The 19,890-nt window shown below is 49.7% G+C and carries 17 protein-coding genes; all 17 read left to right on the top strand.

The genetic code is table 11. The features are described 5' to 3' along the window. The first annotated feature begins 28 nt into the window (after positions 1 to 28). The 17 genes from rpsB (at position 29) to accA (ending at position 19,780) form a co-directional block, all read left to right on the top strand. Positions 29 to 754 carry a 30S ribosomal protein S2 gene (gene rpsB, locus LVQ77_RS17465; protein WP_064516318.1) on the top strand — a complete coding sequence of 242 codons (726 nt, stop codon included), beginning with the start codon at positions 29 to 31 and terminating at the stop codon, positions 752 to 754. 275 nt (positions 755 to 1,029) lie between these two features. Beyond that, entirely contained in the window at positions 1,030 to 1,881 is an 852-nt protein-coding gene (gene tsf, locus LVQ77_RS17460) for a translation elongation factor Ts (protein WP_064516320.1), read from the top strand. Positions 1,882 to 2,024: 143 nt separating this feature from the next. Beyond that, entirely contained in the window at positions 2,025 to 2,750 is a 726-nt protein-coding gene (gene pyrH, locus LVQ77_RS17455; RefSeq protein ID WP_064516322.1) for a UMP kinase, read from the top strand. Positions 2,751 to 2,910: 160 nt separating this feature from the next. Next, a complete protein-coding gene (frr, locus tag LVQ77_RS17450) occupies positions 2,911 to 3,468 on the top strand; it encodes a ribosome recycling factor (RefSeq protein ID WP_034460857.1) in 558 nt (185 codons plus the stop codon). Positions 3,469 to 3,704: 236 nt separating this feature from the next. Then, complete coding sequence (gene ispC / locus LVQ77_RS17445; protein WP_232866182.1) at positions 3,705 to 4,904, top strand: 1-deoxy-D-xylulose-5-phosphate reductoisomerase; 1,200 nt, start codon at positions 3,705 to 3,707, stop codon at positions 4,902 to 4,904. 186 nt (positions 4,905 to 5,090) lie between these two features. Continuing rightward, entirely contained in the window at positions 5,091 to 5,843 is a 753-nt protein-coding gene (gene ispU / locus LVQ77_RS17440; protein WP_064516324.1) for a (2E,6E)-farnesyl-diphosphate-specific ditrans,polycis-undecaprenyl-diphosphate synthase, read from the top strand. Between the two features lie 18 nt (positions 5,844 to 5,861). Next, entirely contained in the window at positions 5,862 to 6,719 is an 858-nt protein-coding gene (cdsA, locus tag LVQ77_RS17435; RefSeq protein ID WP_064516326.1) for a phosphatidate cytidylyltransferase, read from the top strand. Between the two features lie 11 nt (positions 6,720 to 6,730). Further along, entirely contained in the window at positions 6,731 to 8,083 is a 1,353-nt protein-coding gene (rseP, locus tag LVQ77_RS17430; RefSeq protein WP_232905112.1) for a sigma E protease regulator RseP, read from the top strand. A gap of 32 nt (positions 8,084 to 8,115) precedes the next feature. Continuing rightward, positions 8,116 to 10,530 carry an outer membrane protein assembly factor BamA gene (bamA, locus tag LVQ77_RS17425; RefSeq protein WP_232905111.1) on the top strand — a complete coding sequence of 805 codons (2,415 nt, stop codon included), beginning with the start codon at positions 8,116 to 8,118 and terminating at the stop codon, positions 10,528 to 10,530. A 121-nt stretch (positions 10,531 to 10,651) separates the two neighbouring features. Next, positions 10,652 to 11,152 carry a molecular chaperone Skp gene (skp, locus tag LVQ77_RS17420; RefSeq protein WP_232866188.1) on the top strand — a complete coding sequence of 167 codons (501 nt, stop codon included), beginning with the start codon at positions 10,652 to 10,654 and terminating at the stop codon, positions 11,150 to 11,152. Positions 11,153 to 11,155: 3 nt separating this feature from the next. Continuing rightward, on the top strand, positions 11,156 to 12,181 hold the full coding sequence (lpxD, locus tag LVQ77_RS17415; RefSeq protein ID WP_154151412.1) for a UDP-3-O-(3-hydroxymyristoyl)glucosamine N-acyltransferase: 1,026 nt from the start codon (positions 11,156 to 11,158) through the stop codon (positions 12,179 to 12,181). Between the two features lie 116 nt (positions 12,182 to 12,297). Beyond that, entirely contained in the window at positions 12,298 to 12,753 is a 456-nt protein-coding gene (fabZ, locus tag LVQ77_RS17410) for a 3-hydroxyacyl-ACP dehydratase FabZ (RefSeq protein WP_064516336.1), read from the top strand. Between the two features lie 3 nt (positions 12,754 to 12,756). After that, positions 12,757 to 13,545 (top strand): acyl-ACP--UDP-N-acetylglucosamine O-acyltransferase, encoded by a 789-nt coding sequence (gene lpxA, locus LVQ77_RS17405; RefSeq protein WP_232905110.1) that lies wholly within the window; start codon positions 12,757 to 12,759, stop codon positions 13,543 to 13,545. After that, positions 13,546 to 14,694, top strand: coding sequence for a lipid-A-disaccharide synthase (gene lpxB, locus LVQ77_RS17400; protein WP_232905109.1), 1,149 nt, complete (start codon positions 13,546 to 13,548; stop codon positions 14,692 to 14,694). Next, positions 14,691 to 15,287, top strand: a complete 597-nt coding sequence (gene rnhB, locus LVQ77_RS17395; RefSeq protein WP_134186980.1) for a ribonuclease HII — start codon at positions 14,691 to 14,693, stop codon at positions 15,285 to 15,287. Before lpxB ends, rnhB begins: the two co-directional genes overlap by 4 nt. Before the next feature lie 38 nt (positions 15,288 to 15,325). Next, complete coding sequence (dnaE, locus tag LVQ77_RS17390) at positions 15,326 to 18,808, top strand: DNA polymerase III subunit alpha (RefSeq protein WP_232905108.1); 3,483 nt, start codon at positions 15,326 to 15,328, stop codon at positions 18,806 to 18,808. 12 nt (positions 18,809 to 18,820) lie between these two features. After that, positions 18,821 to 19,780, top strand: a complete 960-nt coding sequence (accA, locus tag LVQ77_RS17385; protein WP_064516346.1) for an acetyl-CoA carboxylase carboxyl transferase subunit alpha — start codon at positions 18,821 to 18,823, stop codon at positions 19,778 to 19,780. Positions 19,781 to 19,890 lie beyond the last annotated feature (110 nt).

The raw sequence follows: 19,890 nt of genomic DNA, 5'->3' as shown, positions 1-19,890 counted from the left end.
CCCATACTTTTATATAGAGGTTTTAATCATGGCAACTGTTTCCATGCGCGACATGCTCAAGGCTGGTGTTCACTTCGGTCACCAAACCCGTTACTGGAACCCGAAAATGAAGCCTTTCATCTTCGGCGCTCGTAACAAAGTTCACATCATCAACCTTGAAAAAACTGTACCTATGTTCAACGAAGCTTTGGCTGAACTGAGCAAGATTTCTTCTCGTAAAGGCAAAATCCTTTTCGTTGGTACTAAGCGTGCTGCAAGCGAACCAGTAAAAGAAGCTGCTCTGAGCTGCGATCAGTTCTTCGTGAACCATCGCTGGTTGGGCGGTATGCTGACTAACTGGAAAACTGTTCGTCAGTCCATCAAACGTCTGAAAGACCTGGAAATCCAGTCTCAGGACGGTACCTTCGACAAACTGACCAAGAAAGAAGCGCTGATGCGTACCCGTGAGCTGATTAAGTTAGAAAACAGCCTCGGCGGTATCAAAGACATGGGCGGCTTGCCGGATGCACTGTTTGTAATCGACGCTGATCACGAACACATTGCAATCAAAGAAGCGAACAACTTGGGTATCCCAGTATTCTCTATCGTTGATACTAACTCCGATCCAGATGGCGTTGATTTCGTTATCCCAGGTAACGACGATGCAATCCGTGCTGTAACCCTGTATCTGGGTGCTGTAGCTGCTACCGTTCGTGAAGGCCGCTCTCAGGATCTGGCTTCTCAGGCAGAAGAAAGCTTCGTAGAAGCTGAATAATAAGGTTCGCTCTTATTTGAGCTCTTATTAACCAAGTATACCCTTTAGATTTCGAGTTGCAGCCAGGCGGCAAGCTCAAGAATCCCCAGGAGCTTACTTAGGTAAGTGACTGGGTGAGTGAGTGTAGCCAACGCCCCTGCGGCTAGAAAGATAACGGGTATATTGAATAGTTTGGTTAGGGGGCCTGTACAGGCCCCTTTTTATTTTGAGCCAGGGTTCGTCTATTCCGTGGACCAGGGCTTATCTCTCTCTACGAGATAACCGAGGATTTTAGAATGGCTGATATTACTGCTGCTCTGGTAAAAGAACTGCGTGAACGTACTGGCGCAGGCATGATGGATTGCAAAAAGTCACTGACTGAAGCTAATGGCGACATCGAGCTGGCAATCGAAAACATGCGTAAGTCTGGTGCGATCAAAGCGGCTAAGAAAGCAGGCAACGTAGCTGCTGATGGCGTGATCAAAACTAAGATCGCAGACGGCTACGCTGTGATTCTGGAAGTTAACTGCCAGACTGACTTCGTTGCTAAAGATGGTGGTTTCCAGGCATTTGCTGACAAAGTGCTGGACGCTGCTGCTGCAGGCAAAGTTACTGACATCGAAGTACTGAAAGCACAGTTCGAAGAAGAGCGTGTTGCACTGGTTGCTAAAATCGGTGAGAACATCAACATTCGTCGTGTTGCAGTTCTGGAAGGTGATGTTCTGGGTAGCTACCTGCACGGTGCTCGCATCGGTGTTGTGGTTGCAGCTAAAGGCGCTGACGAAGAGCTGGTTAAGCAAATCGCTATGCACGTTGCTGCAAGCAAGCCAGAATTCGTTAAGCCAGAAGACGTGTCTGCTGAAGTTGTTGAGAAAGAGTACCAGGTTCAGCTGGACATCGCTATGCAGTCTGGCAAGCCGAAAGAAATCGCAGAGAAAATGGTTGAAGGCCGCATGAAGAAATTCACCGGTGAAGTTTCTCTGACTGGTCAGCCTTTCGTTATCGAGCCAAGCAAAACTGTTGGTCAGTTGCTGAAAGAGCACAATGCTGACGTAACTGGCTTCATCCGCTTTGAAGTGGGCGAAGGCATCCAGAAAGTTGAGACTGACTTCGCAGCAGAAGTTGCTGCAATGTCCAAGCAGTCTTAATTTTTAAAGGGAGCCGCCAATTGGCGGTTCCTTTTTATCTGGCTTTAAAAATCAGCCTGCTCTGATACAGATCTTGTTGATATGCGACATTATGTCGTCTGAATTTACCATCCCCATTCGTTGACTGTTCCCAGGAAAGAATCATGGCTACCAATGCAAAACCTGTCTACAAACGCATTCTGCTCAAGCTAAGCGGCGAAGCGCTGCAAGGTACCGAAGGCTTCGGTATTGATGCAAGCATCCTTGATCGTATGGCTCAGGAAATTAAAGAGCTGGTTGAATTGGGTATTCAGGTCGGGGTGGTGATTGGTGGTGGCAACTTATTCCGCGGTGCTGGCCTGGCAAAAGCCGGTATGAACCGTGTTGTGGGCGACCACATGGGTATGCTGGCAACCGTAATGAACGGCCTGGCAATGCGTGATGCGCTTCATCGCGCCTATGTGAACGCCCGCCTGATGTCTGCTATTCCATTGAATGGCGTATGTGATAACTACAGCTGGGCAGAAGCTATCAGCTTGCTGCGCAATAACCGCGTAGTTATCCTGGCAGCTGGTACCGGTAATCCATTCTTTACTACTGACTCTGCTGCGTGTTTGCGTGGTATTGAGATTGAAGCGGACGTAGTACTGAAGGCCACGAAAGTAGATGGCGTGTTTACTGCGGATCCGGTACAAGATCCTACCGCCACGCTTTGTGAGCAATTGACCTATACCGAAGTACTGGAAAAAGAACTGAAAGTGATGGATTTGGCGGCGTTTACGCTGGCCCGCGATCACAAAATACCGATTCGTGTTTTCAATATGAACAAACCTGGTGCGCTTCGCCGTGTGGTCATGGGTGAAAAAGAAGGCACATTGATCACTGAATAATTTCAGTCGATGCTTAATCAGGGTAAGATTCAGTTTCAGATAGTGTTAATAGGCAACCCCAACGGGCGCCATGAATAAACAGGGCTATACTTAGCTCGCAGCGTCTGCATAGCGGCGTGAAGTGTGGTCTGCCCTAAACCAGTTTTCAAGGATTCGTAACGTGATTAGCGATATCAGAAAAGATGCCGAAGTGCGTATGGAAAAATGCGTAGAAGCATTCAAAACCCAAATCAGTAAAATCCGCACCGGCCGCGCCTCTCCATCTCTGCTGGACGGCATCATTGTGGAGTATTACGGCACCCCGACTCCACTGCGCCAATTGGCAAGCGTAACGGTTGAAGATTCTCGCACACTGAAGATCAACGTGTTTGACCGCTCTTTGAGCCAGGCCGTTGAGAAAGCGATCATGACTTCCGACCTCGGTCTGAACCCAAGCTCTGCTGGTACTGACATTCGTGTTCCGCTACCTGCACTGACTGAAGAGCGTCGTAAAGATCTGATCAAAATTGTACGTGGCGAAGCTGAAGGCGCACGTGTGGCGGTTCGTAACGTTCGCCGTGATGCTAACGACAAAGTTAAAGCGCTGCTGAAAGATAAAGAAATCAGTGAAGATGACGATCGCCGTTCTCAGGACGACGTTCAGAAAATGACTGATGCTGCTATCAAGAAAGTAGATGCTGCGCTTGCTGAGAAAGAAGCTGAGTTGATGCAGTTCTAATCCGTTGAGATGACGGATCAAACGCCGTATGCAAGCCGTGGCTCACGCCACGGTAATTGTCTACGGCGTTTTGTTTTTATACCCGTCTTAATTCAAGCTGCATCTTTGTTGGCTGCGTTCACTCACCCGAATCACTTACTCATGTAAGCTCATCGGGACTTGCTCTCTTGCCGCCTAAATGCAACTCGAATTATTTTGGATATATGATTGTTAAAATTAAAACTCCAGAGCGCCCCATGAAGCAACTGACCATTCTTGGCTCTACCGGATCTATCGGTACCAGTACCCTTAGCGTTGTTCGTCATAATCCTGATAAGTTTTCCGTCACGGCCCTCGTAGCCGGGAAAAATGTTGTGCGCATGGCTGAGCAGTGTCTGGAGTTCAAGCCTCGCTGGGCAGTAATGGATGATGAAATCTCTGCCGGTGAGTTACGCCGTTTGCTTAAAGAGCAGGGGAGTAGCACTGAAGTTCTGGCAGGGCAGCAGGCAGCTTGTGAAATGGCTGCGCTGGACGAAGTGAACCAGGTTATGGCGGCTATTGTTGGTGCTGCAGGCCTGTTACCCACTCTTGCGGCGATTGCGGCAGGCAAGCAAGTGTTACTGGCAAATAAAGAAGCACTGGTGACTTGTGGGCGTCTGTTTATGGATGCTGTACAACGAAGCCACGCTCAACTTCTGCCTATCGACAGCGAACACAACGCAATTTTTCAGAGTTTACCGGAAACAATTCAGCAAAACCTCGGGTACGCTGAACTTGAGGGTAATGGCGTTTCGTCGATTATTCTTACCGGGTCAGGTGGCCCATTCCGTGAGACGCCGTTAGGTGAACTGACAGCAATGACTCCGGACCAGGCTTGTAGCCATCCGAACTGGTCGATGGGACGTAAAATCTCAGTCGACTCGGCCACCATGATGAACAAAGGTCTCGAATACATTGAAGCTCGTTGGCTATTCAATGCTTCAGCTAAACAAATGGAAGTACTGATACATCCGCAGTCGGTTATCCACTCGATGGTTCGTTATCGTGATGGTAGTGTACTGGCGCAGTTAGGCGCTCCGGATATGCGCACGCCTATCGCGCACGCTATGGCATTTCCTGAACGCGTGCAGTCGGGTGTTGAACCACTCGATTTTTGTAAAATCGGTACTTTCACCTTTATGGAACCGGACTATCATCGCTATCCTTGCCTGAAGCTTGCGATGGAAGCATTTGAGCAAGGGCAGGCCGCAACGACCGTACTGAACGCTGCAAATGAAATTGTGGTTGAGGCTTTCTTGCAACAACAACTACGTTTTACAGACATTGCTTCCTTAAATCGTGCCGTCCTTGATAGTGTTGAATTGACTGAGCCGAAGAGTGTGGAAGAGGTTCTTGCTGTTGATGCGAAAGCACGCGAGGTTGCCCGAGGTTTGGTGACGCGCATCGCTTCTCGATGATTATTTATTCAGCTGATATGCCTCTATTTGTTAGCTTTGTGCTTCAGTGATATAGTCTGCGCCATCTTTCAGCCGGGAATAACTGACTGAAAGATTGGTAAGCCGTGTTATAGCACGGCTTTTTTATGTAAAAGCTGAGATCATTCTGAGTACCGCTTAATCCTTATCTGGGAATAATTACGCGTTATGTTGTCTGCAAACCAACAATTAAGCGAAACACAATCCGAACATGGCGCGCGCCATGTTGCCATTATTATGGATGGCAACGGTCGCTGGGCGAAACGACAAGGGAAGATGAGGGTTTCCGGCCATAAGGCGGGGGCGAAATCTGTTCGCCGGGCGGTAAGTTTTGCGGCAAATAATGGTATAGATGCCCTTACGCTCTATGCTTTTAGTAGTGAAAACTGGAATCGTCCAGCTCAAGAAGTTAGCGCACTAATGGAGTTGTTTGTGTGGGCTTTAGACAGTGAAGTCAAAAGTTTGCATCGTCACAATGTCCGTTTGCGTATTATCGGCGATATCAGCCGATTTAATGCTCGCCTGCAAGAACGTATCAAAAAAGCCGAAGACTTAACGAGTGCCAACACAGGTTTGACTCTCAATATTGCCGCGAACTATGGCGGTCGTTGGGATATTATTCAAGGTGTGCGGCATCTTGCCGAACAGGTACAAGAAGGCTTACTGCGTCCAGACCAGATTGATGAAGAGATGCTGAGTAAGCAAATCTGCATGAATGAACTGGCTCCCGTAGATTTAGTAATTAGGACAGGGGGAGAGCATCGTATTAGTAACTTTCTGATTTGGCAGATTGCCTACGCAGAACTTTATTTCACCGATGTTCTTTGGCCTGATTTCGATGAACAAGACTTTGAAGGTGCACTAAATGCTTTTGCAAATCGAGAGCGTCGTTTTGGCGGCACAGCACCTGGTAGTGAGTAAGCCTGTTGGGGGTCACTTTTGCTGAAGTATCGCCTGCTTTCTGCGTTTATTTTAATCCCGGTGGTTATTGCCGCGTTATTCTGGCTTCCACCAGTAGGATTTGCTATTACAACCCTCGTGGTATGTATGCTGGCAGCCTGGGAATGGGGACAATTGGCAGGTTTTAAAGCACGTTCTCAACGTGTTTGGCTTGCTGTGTTGTGTGGTCTGTTACTGGCATTAATGCTTTATGCATTACCCGAATACCAGCGTACGGTTCATATTCCGTTGATTGAGGCTTCGCTATGGGCATCACTTGCCTGGTGGTTTGCCGCGCTGTTACTGGTATTGTTTTATCCGGGTTCAGCATCAATCTGGCGCAACTCAAAAACGTTGCGTCTGTTGTTTGGCGTATTAACTATTGTGCCGTTTTTCTGGGGCATGATTGTGCTGCGCAACTGGCATTACGATATTAACCACTACACTGGCTCAATCTGGCTATTGTATGTGATGGTTCTGGTCTGGGGTGCAGACTCCGGTGCTTATATGTTTGGCAAAATGTTTGGCAAACACAAATTAGCGCCGAAAGTGTCTCCGGGTAAAACATGGCAGGGCTTTTTTGGTGGGTTGTTCACTTCTGCGATTATCTCCGTGCTGTTCGGCATGTGGGCGAATCTGGATGTGTCGCCGGCTATTCTGTTGACCTGTTCGGTGATAGCCGCTCTTGCATCAGTATTGGGCGATTTAACCGAAAGCATGTTTAAGCGTGAAGCAGGGATTAAAGATAGCGGTCACCTGATCCCCGGTCATGGTGGTATCCTTGACCGCATTGATAGCCTCACAGCAGCAGTACCGGTATTTGCCTGTCTGTTATTGCTGGTATTCAGGACGATTTAACGGAAGGTTATATGCTGAGCTTACTCTGGAATTTGGCTGCGTTTATTGTCGCACTGGGTGTATTAATTACCGTGCATGAGTTCGGCCATTTCTGGGTTGCTCGCCGCTGTGGCGTCAAAGTGGAGCGCTTTTCCATTGGTTTTGGTAAAGCGCTCTGGCGTCGTTCCGATCGCCACGGTACCGAATTTGTAATCGCCCTGATCCCACTGGGTGGTTATGTCAAAATGCTTGATGAACGTGTTGAGCCGGTTAGGCCGGAACTACGTCATCAGGCCTTTAATAACAAAACCGTTTCTCAACGCGCTGCGATTATTGCGGCCGGTCCTATTGCTAACTTCATCTTCGCTGTGTTTGCCTACTGGCTGGTGTTTATCATCGGTGTCCCTGGTGTTCGTCCGGTTGTTGGTGAAGTAATACCCAACTCGATAGCAGCAGAAGCACAAATTGCACCAGGCATGGAACTTAAAGCGATAGATGGTATCGAAACGCCTGACTGGGAATCGGTTCAACTTGAGTTGATGGCAAAGATTGGTGATGACAGTGTTAATCTTACGCTGGCACCACTAGGTTCAAATCTGAAAAGTGAGAAAACGCTAGATTTGCGCCACTGGCAATTTGAGCCAGAAAAGCAGGATCCGATCACCTCATTAGGCATCGGGCCACGTCGCCCGCAAATTGAAACGGTATTACAAGAAGTACAGCCCAATTCCGCAGCGAGCAAAGCGGGTTTGCAAGCCGGGGACAGGATCGTTAAAGTCAACGGTGCGGCGCTTGCTCAGTGGACAGAATTTGTTAGCCAGGTGCGTGACAATCCAGGTCACCCACTGGAGCTAGAAATAGAAAGACAAGGGGCGCTCTTGTCTTTAACGCTGATACCGGATACAAAACCGGGTAAAGCGAAGGCTGAAGGGTTTGCGGGGGTAGTACCAAAGGTTATCCCGCTGCCTGATGAGTATAAAACAGTACGCCAGTATGGGCCGTTTGCTGCTGTCGCGGAAGCCACGGATAAAACCTGGCAACTGATGAAGCTTACAGTCAACATGCTGGGAAAATTAATAACCGGTGACATCAAACTGAATAATCTCAGTGGGCCAATCTCTATAGCTCAAGGGGCAGGGATGTCAGCGGAATCTGGGTTGATTTACTATCTGATGTTCCTGGCGCTGATTAGCGTCAATCTGGGGATAATCAACCTGTTTCCGTTACCCGTCCTGGACGGGGGACATCTGCTCTTTTTGGCGATTGAAAAGCTGAAGGGTGGGCCGGTTTCCGAGCGAGTTCAAGACTTTAGTTACCGCATTGGCTCTATATTGCTGGTGCTGTTGATGGGGCTTGCACTTTTCAATGATTTCTCTCGGTTTTAGAGAGAATAGGTTAGGAAGAACGCATAACAACGATGGCGATGAAAAAGTTGCTCATAGCGTCGCTGCTGTTTAGCAGCGCCACCGTATACGGTGCAGACGGGTTCGTGGTGAAGGATATTCATTTCGAAGGCCTGCAGCGAGTCGCCGTCGGTGCGGCCCTCCTCAGCATGCCGGTTCGCGTAGGCGATACTGTCTCTGACGAGGATATCAGTAATACTATTCGTTCACTGTTTGCTACCGGGAACTTCGAAGATGTCCGGGTACTTCGTGATGGCGAAACGTTAGTTGTTCAGGTGAAAGAACGCCCGACAATCGCGAGTATTACCTTCTCCGGTAACAAGTCCGTGAAGGACGACATGCTCAAGCAGAACCTCGAGGCTTCTAGTGTGCGTGTCGGCGAATCACTGGATAGAACGACCCTGGCTGATATTGAAAAAGGGCTGGAAGATTTCTACTACAGCGTTGGTAAGTACAGTGCCAGCGTGAAAGCCGTTGTTACGCCATTGCCGCGTAACCGTGTTGACCTGAAACTGGTATTCCAGGAAGGCGTTTCTGCCAAAATTCAGCAAATCAACATCGTCGGCAACCATGCGTTTACGACTGATGAACTCATTTCGCATTTCCAGTTGCGCGATGAAGTGCCATGGTGGAACGTGGTGGGTGACCGTAAATACCAGAAACAGAAGCTGGCCGGCGATCTCGAAACGCTGCGCAGTTACTATCTGGATCGCGGTTATGCTCGCTTTAACATCGATTCGACTCAGGTCAGTTTGACGCCTGATAAGAAAAGCATTTACGTGACCATCAACGTTACAGAAGGCGATCAGTACAAGATTGCTGGTGTGACGGTGAACGGTAATCTGGCAGGGCACTCAGCAGAAATTGAAACGCTGACTAAACTCAAACCAGGTGAGCTTTATAACGGCACCAAAGTGACCAAGATGGAAGACGACATCAAGAAGTTGTTGGGTCGTTATGGTTACGCCTATCCACGTGTGCAAACGCAACCTGAAATCAACGATGCAGATAAGACCGTTAAACTGCATGTGAACGTTGATTCTGGTAACCGTTATTACGTGCGTAAAATTCGTTTTGAAGGCAACGACACCAGTAAAGATTCAGTCCTGCGTCGCGAAATGCGCCAAATGGAAGGGACCTGGCTGGGTAGCGATCTTGTGAACTCAGGTAAAGATCGTCTGAATCGTTTGGGTTACTTCGAAACTGTAGATGTTGATACGCAACGTGTGTCAGGTAGCCCTGACCAGGTTGATGTGGTCTACAAAGTTAAAGAGCGCAACACCGGTAGCTTCAACTTTGGTGTGGGTTACGGTACTGAAAGTGGTATCAGCTTCCAGGTCGGTGTCCAGCAGGATAACTGGTTAGGAACAGGCTACTCGGTTGGTATCAACGGTACCAAAAACGATTATCAGACATATGCTGAATTGTCGGTAACCGATCCGTACTTTACAGTTGACGGTGTAAGCCTCGGTGGCCGTCTCTTCTACAATGACTTTAAAGCTGATGATGCGGATCTTTCTGACTACACCAACACAAGTTATGGTGTGGACGGAACGCTTGGCTTCCCGGTTAACGAAAACAACACATTGCGTCTGGGCTTAGGTTACGTTCACAACGACCTGTCCAACATGCAACCGCAGGTTGCGATGTGGCGTTATCTGGATTCTGTTGGTCAATCGGCTAGCACGTCATCTGATGACAATGGTTTTGCTGCAGATGACTTCACGCTGAACTATGGCTGGACTTACAACAAGCTTGACCGTGGTTACTTCCCAACGGAAGGCTCACGTGTGAACCTGAACGGTAAAGTTACCGTGCCGGGCTCTGATAACGAGTTCTATAAAGTCACTCTGGATACGGCAAGCTACTTCCCAATTGATGAAGATCATACCTGGGTCATGTTAGGACGTACTCGTTGGGGCTACGGTGATGGTCTTGGCGGCAAAGAAATGCCGTTCTATGAGAACTTCTATGCCGGTGGTTCCAGTACTGTTCGTGGTTTCCAGTCCAATAACATTGGTCCTAAAGCTGTTTATTACGGCGGCAATGATACAGATAACTGTAACAAAGCTTCATCAACTGAAGTGTGTAGTTCTGATGATGCAGTCGGTGGTAACGCAATGGCAGTGGCAAGTCTTGAACTTATCACGCCAACGCCATTCTTGAGCGAGAAGTATGCGAACTCAGTTCGTACCTCTCTGTTCGTGGATGCAGGTACTGTTTGGGATACTAACTGGGATAATACCAAGTATTCTGCTGACGGGATTCCTGACTACAGTGACCCAAGTAATATTCGTATGTCAGCAGGTATCGCATTGCAATGGATGTCACCACTGGGGCCGTTGGTCTTCTCTTATGCCCAACCGTTCAAGAAGTACGAAGGCGACAAAGCGGAACAGTTCCAGTTTAACATTGGTAAAACCTGGTAACTGTTCTGTGCGAAAGATTGTATAAAAGCAGTGTAGCGTTGATGCCAGTTCGCGAAATGCAGAACTGGCACACGCAAAAAAGAGTGTCTTCGGACACATTCGGGATGGTAAGGAGTTTATTGTGAAAAAGTGGTTATTTGCCGCAGGTCTTGGCCTCGCTATGGCTGCATCTGCCAGCGTTCAAGCAGCTGACAGCATTGCTGTAGTAAACATGGGCAACCTGTTCCAACAGGTAGCACAGAGCACCGGTGTGTCTAAAACTCTTGAAAACGAGTTTAAAGGCCGCGCAAGCGAGTTGCAGAATATGGAAGGCGACCTGCAATCCAAAATGCAAAAGCTGCAACGTGATGGCTCTACCATGAAATCTGCTGACCGCAGCAAAGCTGAAAAAGATCTGATGGCTCAACGTCAGCAGTTCCAGACTAAAGCTCAGGCATTCGAACAAGATCGTCAACGTCGTTCTAACGAAGAGCGTGGCAAACTTGTTACTCGTATTCAGAGCGCAGTGAAGAAAGTTGCTGACGACAAAGGCATCGACGTAGTTCTGGATGCTAACACCGTTGCTTATGCAGGTAGCAGTGTTAAAGACATCACTTCAGATGTTCTGAAACAGGTTAAATAAGTAATGTCTTCAATTCGACTGGCTGATTTAGCCCAGCAGTTGGATGCAGATTTGCACGGTGATGGCGATCTCGTCATCACCGGCGTTGCATCTATGCAAACGGCCCAGGCTGGCCAAATTACGTTTATGGTTAACCCACGTTACCGTGAGCAATTGGCTGTTTGCCAGGCTTCTGCCGTCGTTATGACTGAAGCCGACCTCCCTTTCGCACATAGCGCAGCGCTGGTAGTGAAGAATCCCTACCTCACATATGCTCGCATGGCGCAAATCCTTGATTCCACGCCGCAACCTGCTCAAAACATCGCACCAAGTGCAGTGATTGATGCAACTGCGACGTTGGGTAATAACGTAGCCATTGGCGCTAATGCGGTTATCGAGTCTGGTGTCGTGCTGGGCGATAACGTCGTAATTGGCCCTGGCTGTTTCGTGGGTAAACACACCAAAATTGGTGCTGGCACACGCCTGTGGGCGAATGTGTCGATTTACCATGAAATCCAGATTGGTGAACAGTGCCTGGTTCAGTCCGGTACCGTCATCGGTTCAGATGGTTTTGGTTACGCTAACGATCGTGGCAACTGGGTGAAGATCCCCCAACTTGGCCGCGTGATCATTGGCGATCGTGTCGAGATCGGTGCCTGTACTACGATTGACCGTGGCGCACTAGACGACACGATTATTGGCAATGGTGTTATCATTGATAATCAATGCCAGATTGCACATAACGTTGTGATTGGCGACAATACTGCTGTTGCTGGCGGTGTGATCATGGCAGGCAGCCTGAAAATTGGCCGTTACTGCATGATTGGTGGTGCCAGTGTTATCAATGGCCATATGGAAATCTGCGATAAAGTCACCGTGACTGGAATGGGCATGGTAATGCGCCCTATCACAGAGCCGGGGGTTTACTCATCAGGTATTCCACTACAGCCGAACAAAGTGTGGCGTAAAACAGCCGCGTTGGTGATGAATATCGACGAGATCAGCAAACGCTTGAAATCCGTTGAGAAAAAAATCAATCAACAAGACTAAAAGTCACCCGCCCAAGACGCGTTAGTGCTTACTGATTTGCGGCCTGCTAGCTATCTCGAGATAGTCGCAGGCCGTGTTATTATTGTCATTTGGTACATTTAGACAGGAAGAGTATCTTGACTACCGACACTCATACTCTGCACATCGAAGAGATTTTGGAACTTCTGCCACACCGTTACCCGTTCTTGCTGGTAGACCGCGTGCTGGATTTTGAAGAAGGGCGTTTTTTACGTGCAGTAAAAAATGTCACAGTAAACGAGCCGTTTTTCCAGGGCCACTTCCCTGGTAAACCGATTTTCCCGGGCGTGCTGATTCTTGAAGCGATGGCGCAAGCCACCGGTATTCTTGCGTTCAAAAGCGTAGGGAAACTGGAACCTGGTGAGCTTTATTACTTTGCTGGTATCGATGAAGCACGTTTCAAACGTCCTGTCGTACCTGGTGACCAGATGGTCATGGAAGTTACTTTCGAGAAAACCCGCCGTGGTCTGACGCGCTTTAAAGGCGTGGCAACTGTTGACGGTAAAATTGTCTGTGAAGCAACTATGATGTGTGCCCGCAGCCGGGAGAGTTAATACGTGATTGATAAATCCGCCTTTATTCATCCATCAGCCATTGTGGAAGACGGTGCTGTTATTGGTGCTAACGTCCATATTGGTCCGTTTTGTATTGTTGGTCCGCATGTTGAAATCGGTCAAGGTACCGTTCTGAAATCTCATGTTGTGGTAAATGGTCACACGACTATTGGCCGTGACAACGAGATTTATCAGTTCGCTTCCATTGGTGAAGTTAACCAGGATCTTAAATATGCTGGTGAACCGACCCGTGTGGAAATTGGCGATCGCAACCGCATTCGCGAAAGCGTCACCATCCATCGTGGAACAGAGCAGGGCGGTGGTTTGACGAAGGTGGGTAGCGATAACCTGCTGATGGTCAATGCTCACGTAGCGCATGACTGTACGGTCGGTAACCGCTGTATCCTCGCAAATAACGCAACTCTTGCTGGTCACGTTTCCGTTGATGATTTCGCAATCATTGGTGGCATGACCGCTGTGCACCAGTTCTGCATTATCGGTGCGCACGTGATGGTGGGGGGGTGTTCTGGTGTGGCACAAGATGTTCCACCGTATGTTATTGCGCAGGGCAACCACGCAACGCCGTTCGGCGTAAATATCGAAGGTCTGAAACGCCGCGGTTTCTCAAGAGAAGCGATACATGCTGTTCGCAACGCGTATAAAATTCTCTACCGTAGCGGGAAAACCTTCGAAGAAGCGAAGCCTGAGATTGCTGCGATTGCCGAGCAACATCCAGAAGTGAACGCATTTGTTGAATTTTTTGAACGTTCAACTCGTGGTCTGATTCGCTAAATGAAACCTGGTCGTCCGCTTACGATTGCCCTGGTCGCCGGAGAAACTTCCGGCGATATTCTTGGCGCAGGTCTGATTCGTGCTCTGAAAGCCCGTCATCCTGATGCTCGCTTTATTGGTGTTGCAGGGCCTTTGATGCAGGCTGAAGGCTGCGAAGCCTGGTATGAGATGGAAGAGCTAGCGGTAATGGGCATTGTTGAAGTGCTCGGTCGCCTGCGTCGCTTATTACATATCCGAGCCGATCTCACGCGCCGTTTCACCGAATTGCAGCCAGATGTTTTTGTCGGCATCGATGCGCCTGATTTCAACATCACGCTCGAAGGCAATCTTAAGAAGCAGGGTATTCGCACCATTCATTACGTCAGCCCTTCCGTGTGGGCATGGCGGCAAAAACGCGTTTTCAAAATTGGCAGAGCAACGGATTTAGTGCTCGCATTTCTGCCTTTCGAAAAAGCGTTTTACGATAGATTTAATGTCCCGTGTCGGTTTATCGGTCATACCATGGCTGATGCCATGCCGCTTGATCCTGATAAAAATGCCGCACGCGCGACTCTGGGAATTTCCCCAGAGGCTAAATGCCTGGCGCTATTACCGGGGAGTCGTGGCGCAGAAGTTGAAATGCTCAGCGCGGATTTCCTGAAAACAGCTCTTTTACTGCGTGAGCGTTTCTCGGGGCTGGAAATTGTCGTTCCGCTGGTTAACGCAAAACGTCGTGAACAATTTGAGCGTATCAAAGCAGAAGTCGCACCTGACCTGACGATGCACCTGCTCAATGGGCAAGGGCGTGAAGCGATGGTCGCAAGTGACGCTGCCTTGCTGGCATCGGGTACCGCAGCCCTTGAGTGCATGCTGGCAAAATGCCCAATGGTGGTTGGTTATCGCATGAAACCGTTCACTTTCTGGCTTGCAAAGCGCCTTGTCAAAACGGATTACGTTTCACTGCCAAATCTGCTGGCTGGCCGTGAACTGGTTAAAGAATTATTGCAGGATGAGTGCGAGCCCAATGCGCTTGCAAAAGCGCTTGGCCCGCTGCTTGAAGATGGGGCGCAGAGCCACCAAATGCATGACACCTTCCGCGAACTGCATCAGCAAATTCGTTGTAATGCCGATGAACAGGCGGCGAATGCCGTGCTGGAGCTCGCTCAATGATTGAATTTATTTACCCTCATACACATCTGGTCGCAGGTGTTGATGAAGTGGGTCGAGGCCCGCTGGTTGGCGCAGTCGTCACTGCTGCGGTTATTCTCGATCCTGCAAAGCCTATCATTGGCCTTGCTGATTCTAAGAAACTCTCTGAAAAACGCCGCAATGCGCTGTACGATGAAATCGTCGAAAAGGCGCTGTCATGGAGCCTTGGCCGTGCTGAGCCAGAAGAGATCGACCAGTTAAACATTTTGCATGCCACCATGCTTGCGATGCAGCGTGCCGTTGCTGGCCTGTGCGTGGTTCCTGAATATGTATTGATTGATGGTAACCGCTGTCCTGCATTGCCTATGCCTTCTCTGGCTGTGGTAAAAGGTGACAGCCGGGTTGCAGAAATAAGTGCTGCATCAATAATTGCCAAAGTGACGCGCGATCGTGAAATGGCAGAGCTTGATCTCTCTTTCCCGCAATACGGTTTTGCCCAACATAAGGGCTACCCCACAGCTTTCCATCTGGAAAAGCTGGCAGAGCATGGCGCGACTGAACATCATCGTCGTAGCTTTGCTCCGGTCAAACGCGCTCTCGGACTGGCGTCCTGATTTGCGGACGTACGTTACACATCTAAACGGAATGAGAAATGGCTGAACCACGTTTCGTGCACCTGCGAGTGCACAGCGACTACTCCATGGTTGATGGCCTGGCAAAAACAGCTCCGCTGGTGAAGAAAGCCGCGGCGATGGGGATGCCAGCAATTGCTATCACTGATTTTACCAACCTCTGCGGGCTGGTGAAATTCTATGGTGCTGCGCATGGCGCAGGGCTTAAGCCGATCATTGGTGCTGATTTTAACGTTGCGAATGAATTGCTGGGTGATGAACTCAGTCATTTAACCGTACTTGCCGCAAACAATGTCGGTTATCAAAACCTGACGTTGCTCATCTCTAAGGCTTACCAGCGTGGTTACGGTGCTGCGGGCCCAATTATCGACCGAGCCTGGCTTGCCGAACTGAACGAAGGGCTGATCCTTCTTTCTGGCGGGCGCATGGGGGATATTGGCAAAAACTTGTTGCGTGGAAATACAGCACAGCTTGATCTGTGTCTGGAATTTTATCAGCAATATTTTGCCGATCGCTTCTATCTGGAACTGATTCGCACAGGTCGTCCTGATGAAGAAAGCTATTTGCACGCAGCCGTCGCTCTGGCGGATGAACGTGGTTTGCCAGTCGTAGCAACCAACGATGTAAGATTCATTGAGTCCACAGATTTTGATGCTCATGAAATCCGCGTTGCTATCCACGATGGCTTTACCCTTGACGACCCGAAACGCCCACGTAATTACTCTTCGCAGCAATATCTGCGTACCGAAGAGGAAATGTGCGAGCTCTTTTCAGACATTCCGGAAGCGCTGGAAAACAGCGTAGAAATCGCCAGACGCTGTAACGTTACCGTGCGCTTGGGTGAGTATTTCCTGCCGCAATTCCCAACCGGTGAGATGTCCACCGAAGACTTCCTGGTGATGAAGTCTAAGGAAGGGCTCGAAGATCGTCTGGAATTCTTGTTCAAAGATCCTGAAGAGCGTGCGGCAAAAAGACCGCCGTACGACGAGCGACTGGATATTGAGCTTAAAGTTATCAACCAGATGGGCTTCCCAGGCTACTTCCTGATCGTGATGGAATTTATCCAGTGGTCCAAAGACAACGGCGTGCCGGTAGGGCCTGGCCGTGGTTCTGGTGCGGGTTCACTGGTTGCTTATGCTCTGAAAATTACCGATCTTGATCCGCTGGAATTTGACCTGCTGTTCGAACGTTTCCTTAACCCGGAACGTGTATCGATGCCCGACTTCGATATCGACTTCTGCATGGAAAAACGCGATTGGGTTATCGACCACGTCGCCGAAATGTACGGGCGCGAGGCGGTATCACAAATTATTACCTTCGGTACGATGGCGGCAAAAGCGGTTATCCGAGATGTGGGCCGTGTACTGGGGCACCCGTACGGCTTTGTCGATCGTATCTCTAAACTGATCCCGCCCGATCCGGGGATGACGCTTGCTAAAGCGTTTGAAGTTGAACCACAGCTTCCAGAGATGTACGACGCAGATGAAGAAGTTAAAGCGCTTATTGATATGGCGCGTAAACTTGAAGGCGTAACGCGTAACGCCGGTAAACATGCCGGTGGCGTGGTCATTGCGCCAACCAAAATTACTGACTTTGCTCCGCTTTATTGCGATGACCAGGGCCAAAACCCGGTCACCCAGTTCGATAAAAACGATGTGGAATATGCGGGCCTTGTGAAGTTCGACTTCCTGGGCTTGCGTACGCTGACCATCATCGACTGGGCGTTGAAGATGATCAACCCGCGTCGGGCGAAGCAAGGTTTAGAGCCGATTGATATCGCCGCTATCCCGCTCGAAGATAAGAAAAGCTTCGACATGCTGCAACGCTCGGAAACCACAGCGGTGTTCCAGCTAGAATCCCGCGGCATGAAAGATCTTATCAAGCGTCTGCAGCCTGACTGCTTCGAAGATATGATCGCATTGGTAGCGCTGTTCCGCCCTGGCCCGCTGCAATCAGGCATGGTTGATAACTTTATCGACCGTAAACACGGGCGTGAAGCCATCTCTTACCCTGATATTCAATGGCAGCATGAAAGCCTGAAACCGGTGCTGGAGCCGACCTACGGTATTATCCTGTATCAAGAACAGGTGATGCAGATTGCGCAGGTGCTGGCGGGATACTCGCTGGGCGGTGCGGATATGCTGCGTCGTGCGATGGGTAAAAAGAACCCGGTCGAGATGGCGAAGCAGCGTGGTGGTTTTGAAGATGGCGCGAAGTCTCGTGGCATTGATGGTGAGCTGGCGATTAAGATCTTCGACCTGGTAGAGAAATTTGCCGGTTACGGGTTTAACAAATCTCACTCAGCTGCTTATGCATTAGTTTCCTACCAGACGCTGTGGTTAAAAGCGCACTATCCGGCAGAGTTTATGGCCGCGGTGATGACCGCGGATATGGATAACACCGAGAAAATTGTCGGCCTGGTCGACGAATGCTGGCGCATGGGTCTGAAAATTCTGCCACCGGATATCAACTCCGGGCTGTACCATTTCCACGTTAATGACGACGGGGAAATTGTTTACGGTATCGGTGCGATTAAAGGTGTCGGTGAAGGCCCGATTGAAGCGATAATTGAGGCGCGTAACAAAGGCGGTTATTTCCGGGAGTTATTCGACCTCTGTGCGCGAGCTGACGTTAAAAAACTCAATAAACGAATCCTTGAAAAATTAGTGATGTCCGGGGCATTTGACCGCCTCGGACCGCATCGCGCCGCATTAATGAATGCGCTGCCCGATGCACTTAAAGCGGCTGACCAACACGCCAAAGCCGAAGCCATCGGCCAGGTGGATATGTTCGGTGTGCTGGCCGATGAGCCGGAGCAGGTTGAGCAGTCCTACGCCAGCGTGACTCCGTGGCCAGAACAAGTGGTACTGGATGGTGAACGTGAAACGTTGGGCCTGTATCTTACCGGCCACCCGATCACCCAGTACCTGAAAGAAATTGAGCGCTATGTCGGTGGCATGCGCCTGAAAGAGATGCACCCGACAGAACGTGGTAAAATGACCACAGCTGCGGGTCTGGTGATTGCTTCGCGGGTGATGGTTACCAAGCGTGGCAATCGCATTGGCATCTGCACTCTGGATGACCGTTCTGGTCGCCTGGAAGTGATGCTATTCACAGATGCGTTAGAAAAGTACCAGCATCTGTTGGAAAAAGACCGTATCCTGATCGTCAGTGGACAGGTCAGCTTTGATGACTTCAGCGGTGGCCTTAAAATGACCGCTCGCGAAGTTATGGACATAGACGAGGCCCGCGAAAAGTATGCGCGTGGGCTTGCTATCTCGCTGACGGACAGGCAAATTGATGACCAGCTTTTGAACCGTCTCCGTCAGTCTCTGGAACCCCATCGTTCGGGGACCATTCCAGTACATCTCTACTATCAGAGAGCGGATGCACGAGCACGTTTGCGCTTCGGCGCGGCATGGCGTGTTTCCCCAAGCGATCGTTTGCTCAATGAGCTTCGCTCGCTGATAGGCTCGGAGCAGGTGGAACTGGAGTTTGACTAATACAGGAATATTATGAGTCTGAATTTCCTCGATTTTGAACAGCCGATTGCAGAGCTGGAAGCGAAAATTGATTCCCTGACTGCAGTTAGCCGTCAGGATGAAAAGTTAGATATTAATCTGGACGAAGAAGTGCAGCGTCTGCGTGAAAAAAGCGTAGAACTCACACGTAAGATCTTCGCCGATTTAGGAGCATGGCAGATTGCTCAACTGGCGCGTCACCCGCAGCGCCCGTATACGCTTGATTACCTGCGTCTCGCTTTTGATGAGTTCGATGAACTTGCGGGTGACCGTGCGTATGCTGACGATAAAGCTATTGTTGGCGGGATTGCGCGTCTCGATGGTCGCCCGGTGATGGTTATTGGCCATCAGAAAGGCCGTGAAACCAAAGAGAAGATCCGCCGTAACTTCGGTATGCCAGCACCAGAAGGCTACCGTAAAGCACTGCGTTTGATGGAAATGGCTGAGCGTTTCAAGATGCCAATCATTACCTTCATCGACACCCCTGGCGCCTATCCTGGCGTGGGCGCGGAAGAGCGCGGTCAGTCAGAAGCTATCGCGCGTAACCTGCGTGAAATGTCTGGCCTGAAAGTGCCGGTCATCTGTACCGTGATTGGTGAAGGTGGCTCCGGTGGTGCGCTGGCAATCGGCGTGGGCGATAAAGTGAATATGCTGCAATACAGCACCTATTCCGTTATCTCCCCGGAAGGCTGCGCGTCTATTCTGTGGAAAAGCGCTGACAAAGCGCCAATCGCCGCAGAAGCCATGGGCATTATTGCCCCACGTCTGAAAGAGTTGAAACTGATTGATTCCGTCATTCCTGAACCACTGGGCGGTGCACACCGTAACGTGGAAGCAATGGCCGCTTCTCTGAAAGCGCAACTGCTGGCAGATTTAGCCGATCTGGACGTGCTGAATACCGAAGAGCTGCTGGCTCGTCGTTATCATCGTCTGATGAGTTACGGCTACGCGTGATATACCCATCATCCTTCAAGCTGCAGGGGCGTTGGCTGCACTCACTTACCCGAATCACTTACTTTAGTAAGCTCATCGGGATAAGCTCCCTGGCCGCCTACCTGCAACTC

Source organism: Buttiauxella cochleicola (genome assembly GCF_021282435.1).
Classification (GTDB): domain Bacteria; phylum Pseudomonadota; class Gammaproteobacteria; order Enterobacterales; family Enterobacteriaceae; genus Buttiauxella; species Buttiauxella massiliensis.
Note: the sequence above shows the minus strand (reverse complement) of the source record. Positions and strands in the feature narration are given on the sequence as shown.

What these genes read in the sequence shown, in the direction of transcription:
- rpsB (WP_064516318.1), top strand. Translation starts at nt 29, where the DNA reads ATGGCAACTGTTTCCATGCGCGACATGCTCAAGGCTGGTGTTCACTTC.
- tsf (WP_064516320.1), top strand. Translation starts at nt 1,030, where the DNA reads ATGGCTGATATTACTGCTGCTCTGGTAAAAGAACTGCGTGAACGTACT.
- pyrH (WP_064516322.1), top strand. Translation starts at nt 2,025, where the DNA reads ATGGCTACCAATGCAAAACCTGTCTACAAACGCATTCTGCTCAAGCTA.
- ispC (WP_232866182.1), top strand. Translation starts at nt 3,705, where the DNA reads ATGAAGCAACTGACCATTCTTGGCTCTACCGGATCTATCGGTACCAGT.
- ispU (WP_064516324.1), top strand. Translation starts at nt 5,091, where the DNA reads ATGTTGTCTGCAAACCAACAATTAAGCGAAACACAATCCGAACATGGC.
- rseP (WP_232905112.1), top strand. Translation starts at nt 6,731, where the DNA reads ATGCTGAGCTTACTCTGGAATTTGGCTGCGTTTATTGTCGCACTGGGT.
- bamA (WP_232905111.1), top strand. Translation starts at nt 8,116, where the DNA reads ATGGCGATGAAAAAGTTGCTCATAGCGTCGCTGCTGTTTAGCAGCGCC.
- lpxD (WP_154151412.1), top strand. Translation starts at nt 11,156, where the DNA reads ATGTCTTCAATTCGACTGGCTGATTTAGCCCAGCAGTTGGATGCAGAT.
- lpxB (WP_232905109.1), top strand. Translation starts at nt 13,546, where the DNA reads ATGAAACCTGGTCGTCCGCTTACGATTGCCCTGGTCGCCGGAGAAACT.
- rnhB (WP_134186980.1), top strand. Translation starts at nt 14,691, where the DNA reads ATGATTGAATTTATTTACCCTCATACACATCTGGTCGCAGGTGTTGAT.
- dnaE (WP_232905108.1), top strand. Translation starts at nt 15,326, where the DNA reads ATGGCTGAACCACGTTTCGTGCACCTGCGAGTGCACAGCGACTACTCC.
- accA (WP_064516346.1), top strand. Translation starts at nt 18,821, where the DNA reads ATGAGTCTGAATTTCCTCGATTTTGAACAGCCGATTGCAGAGCTGGAA.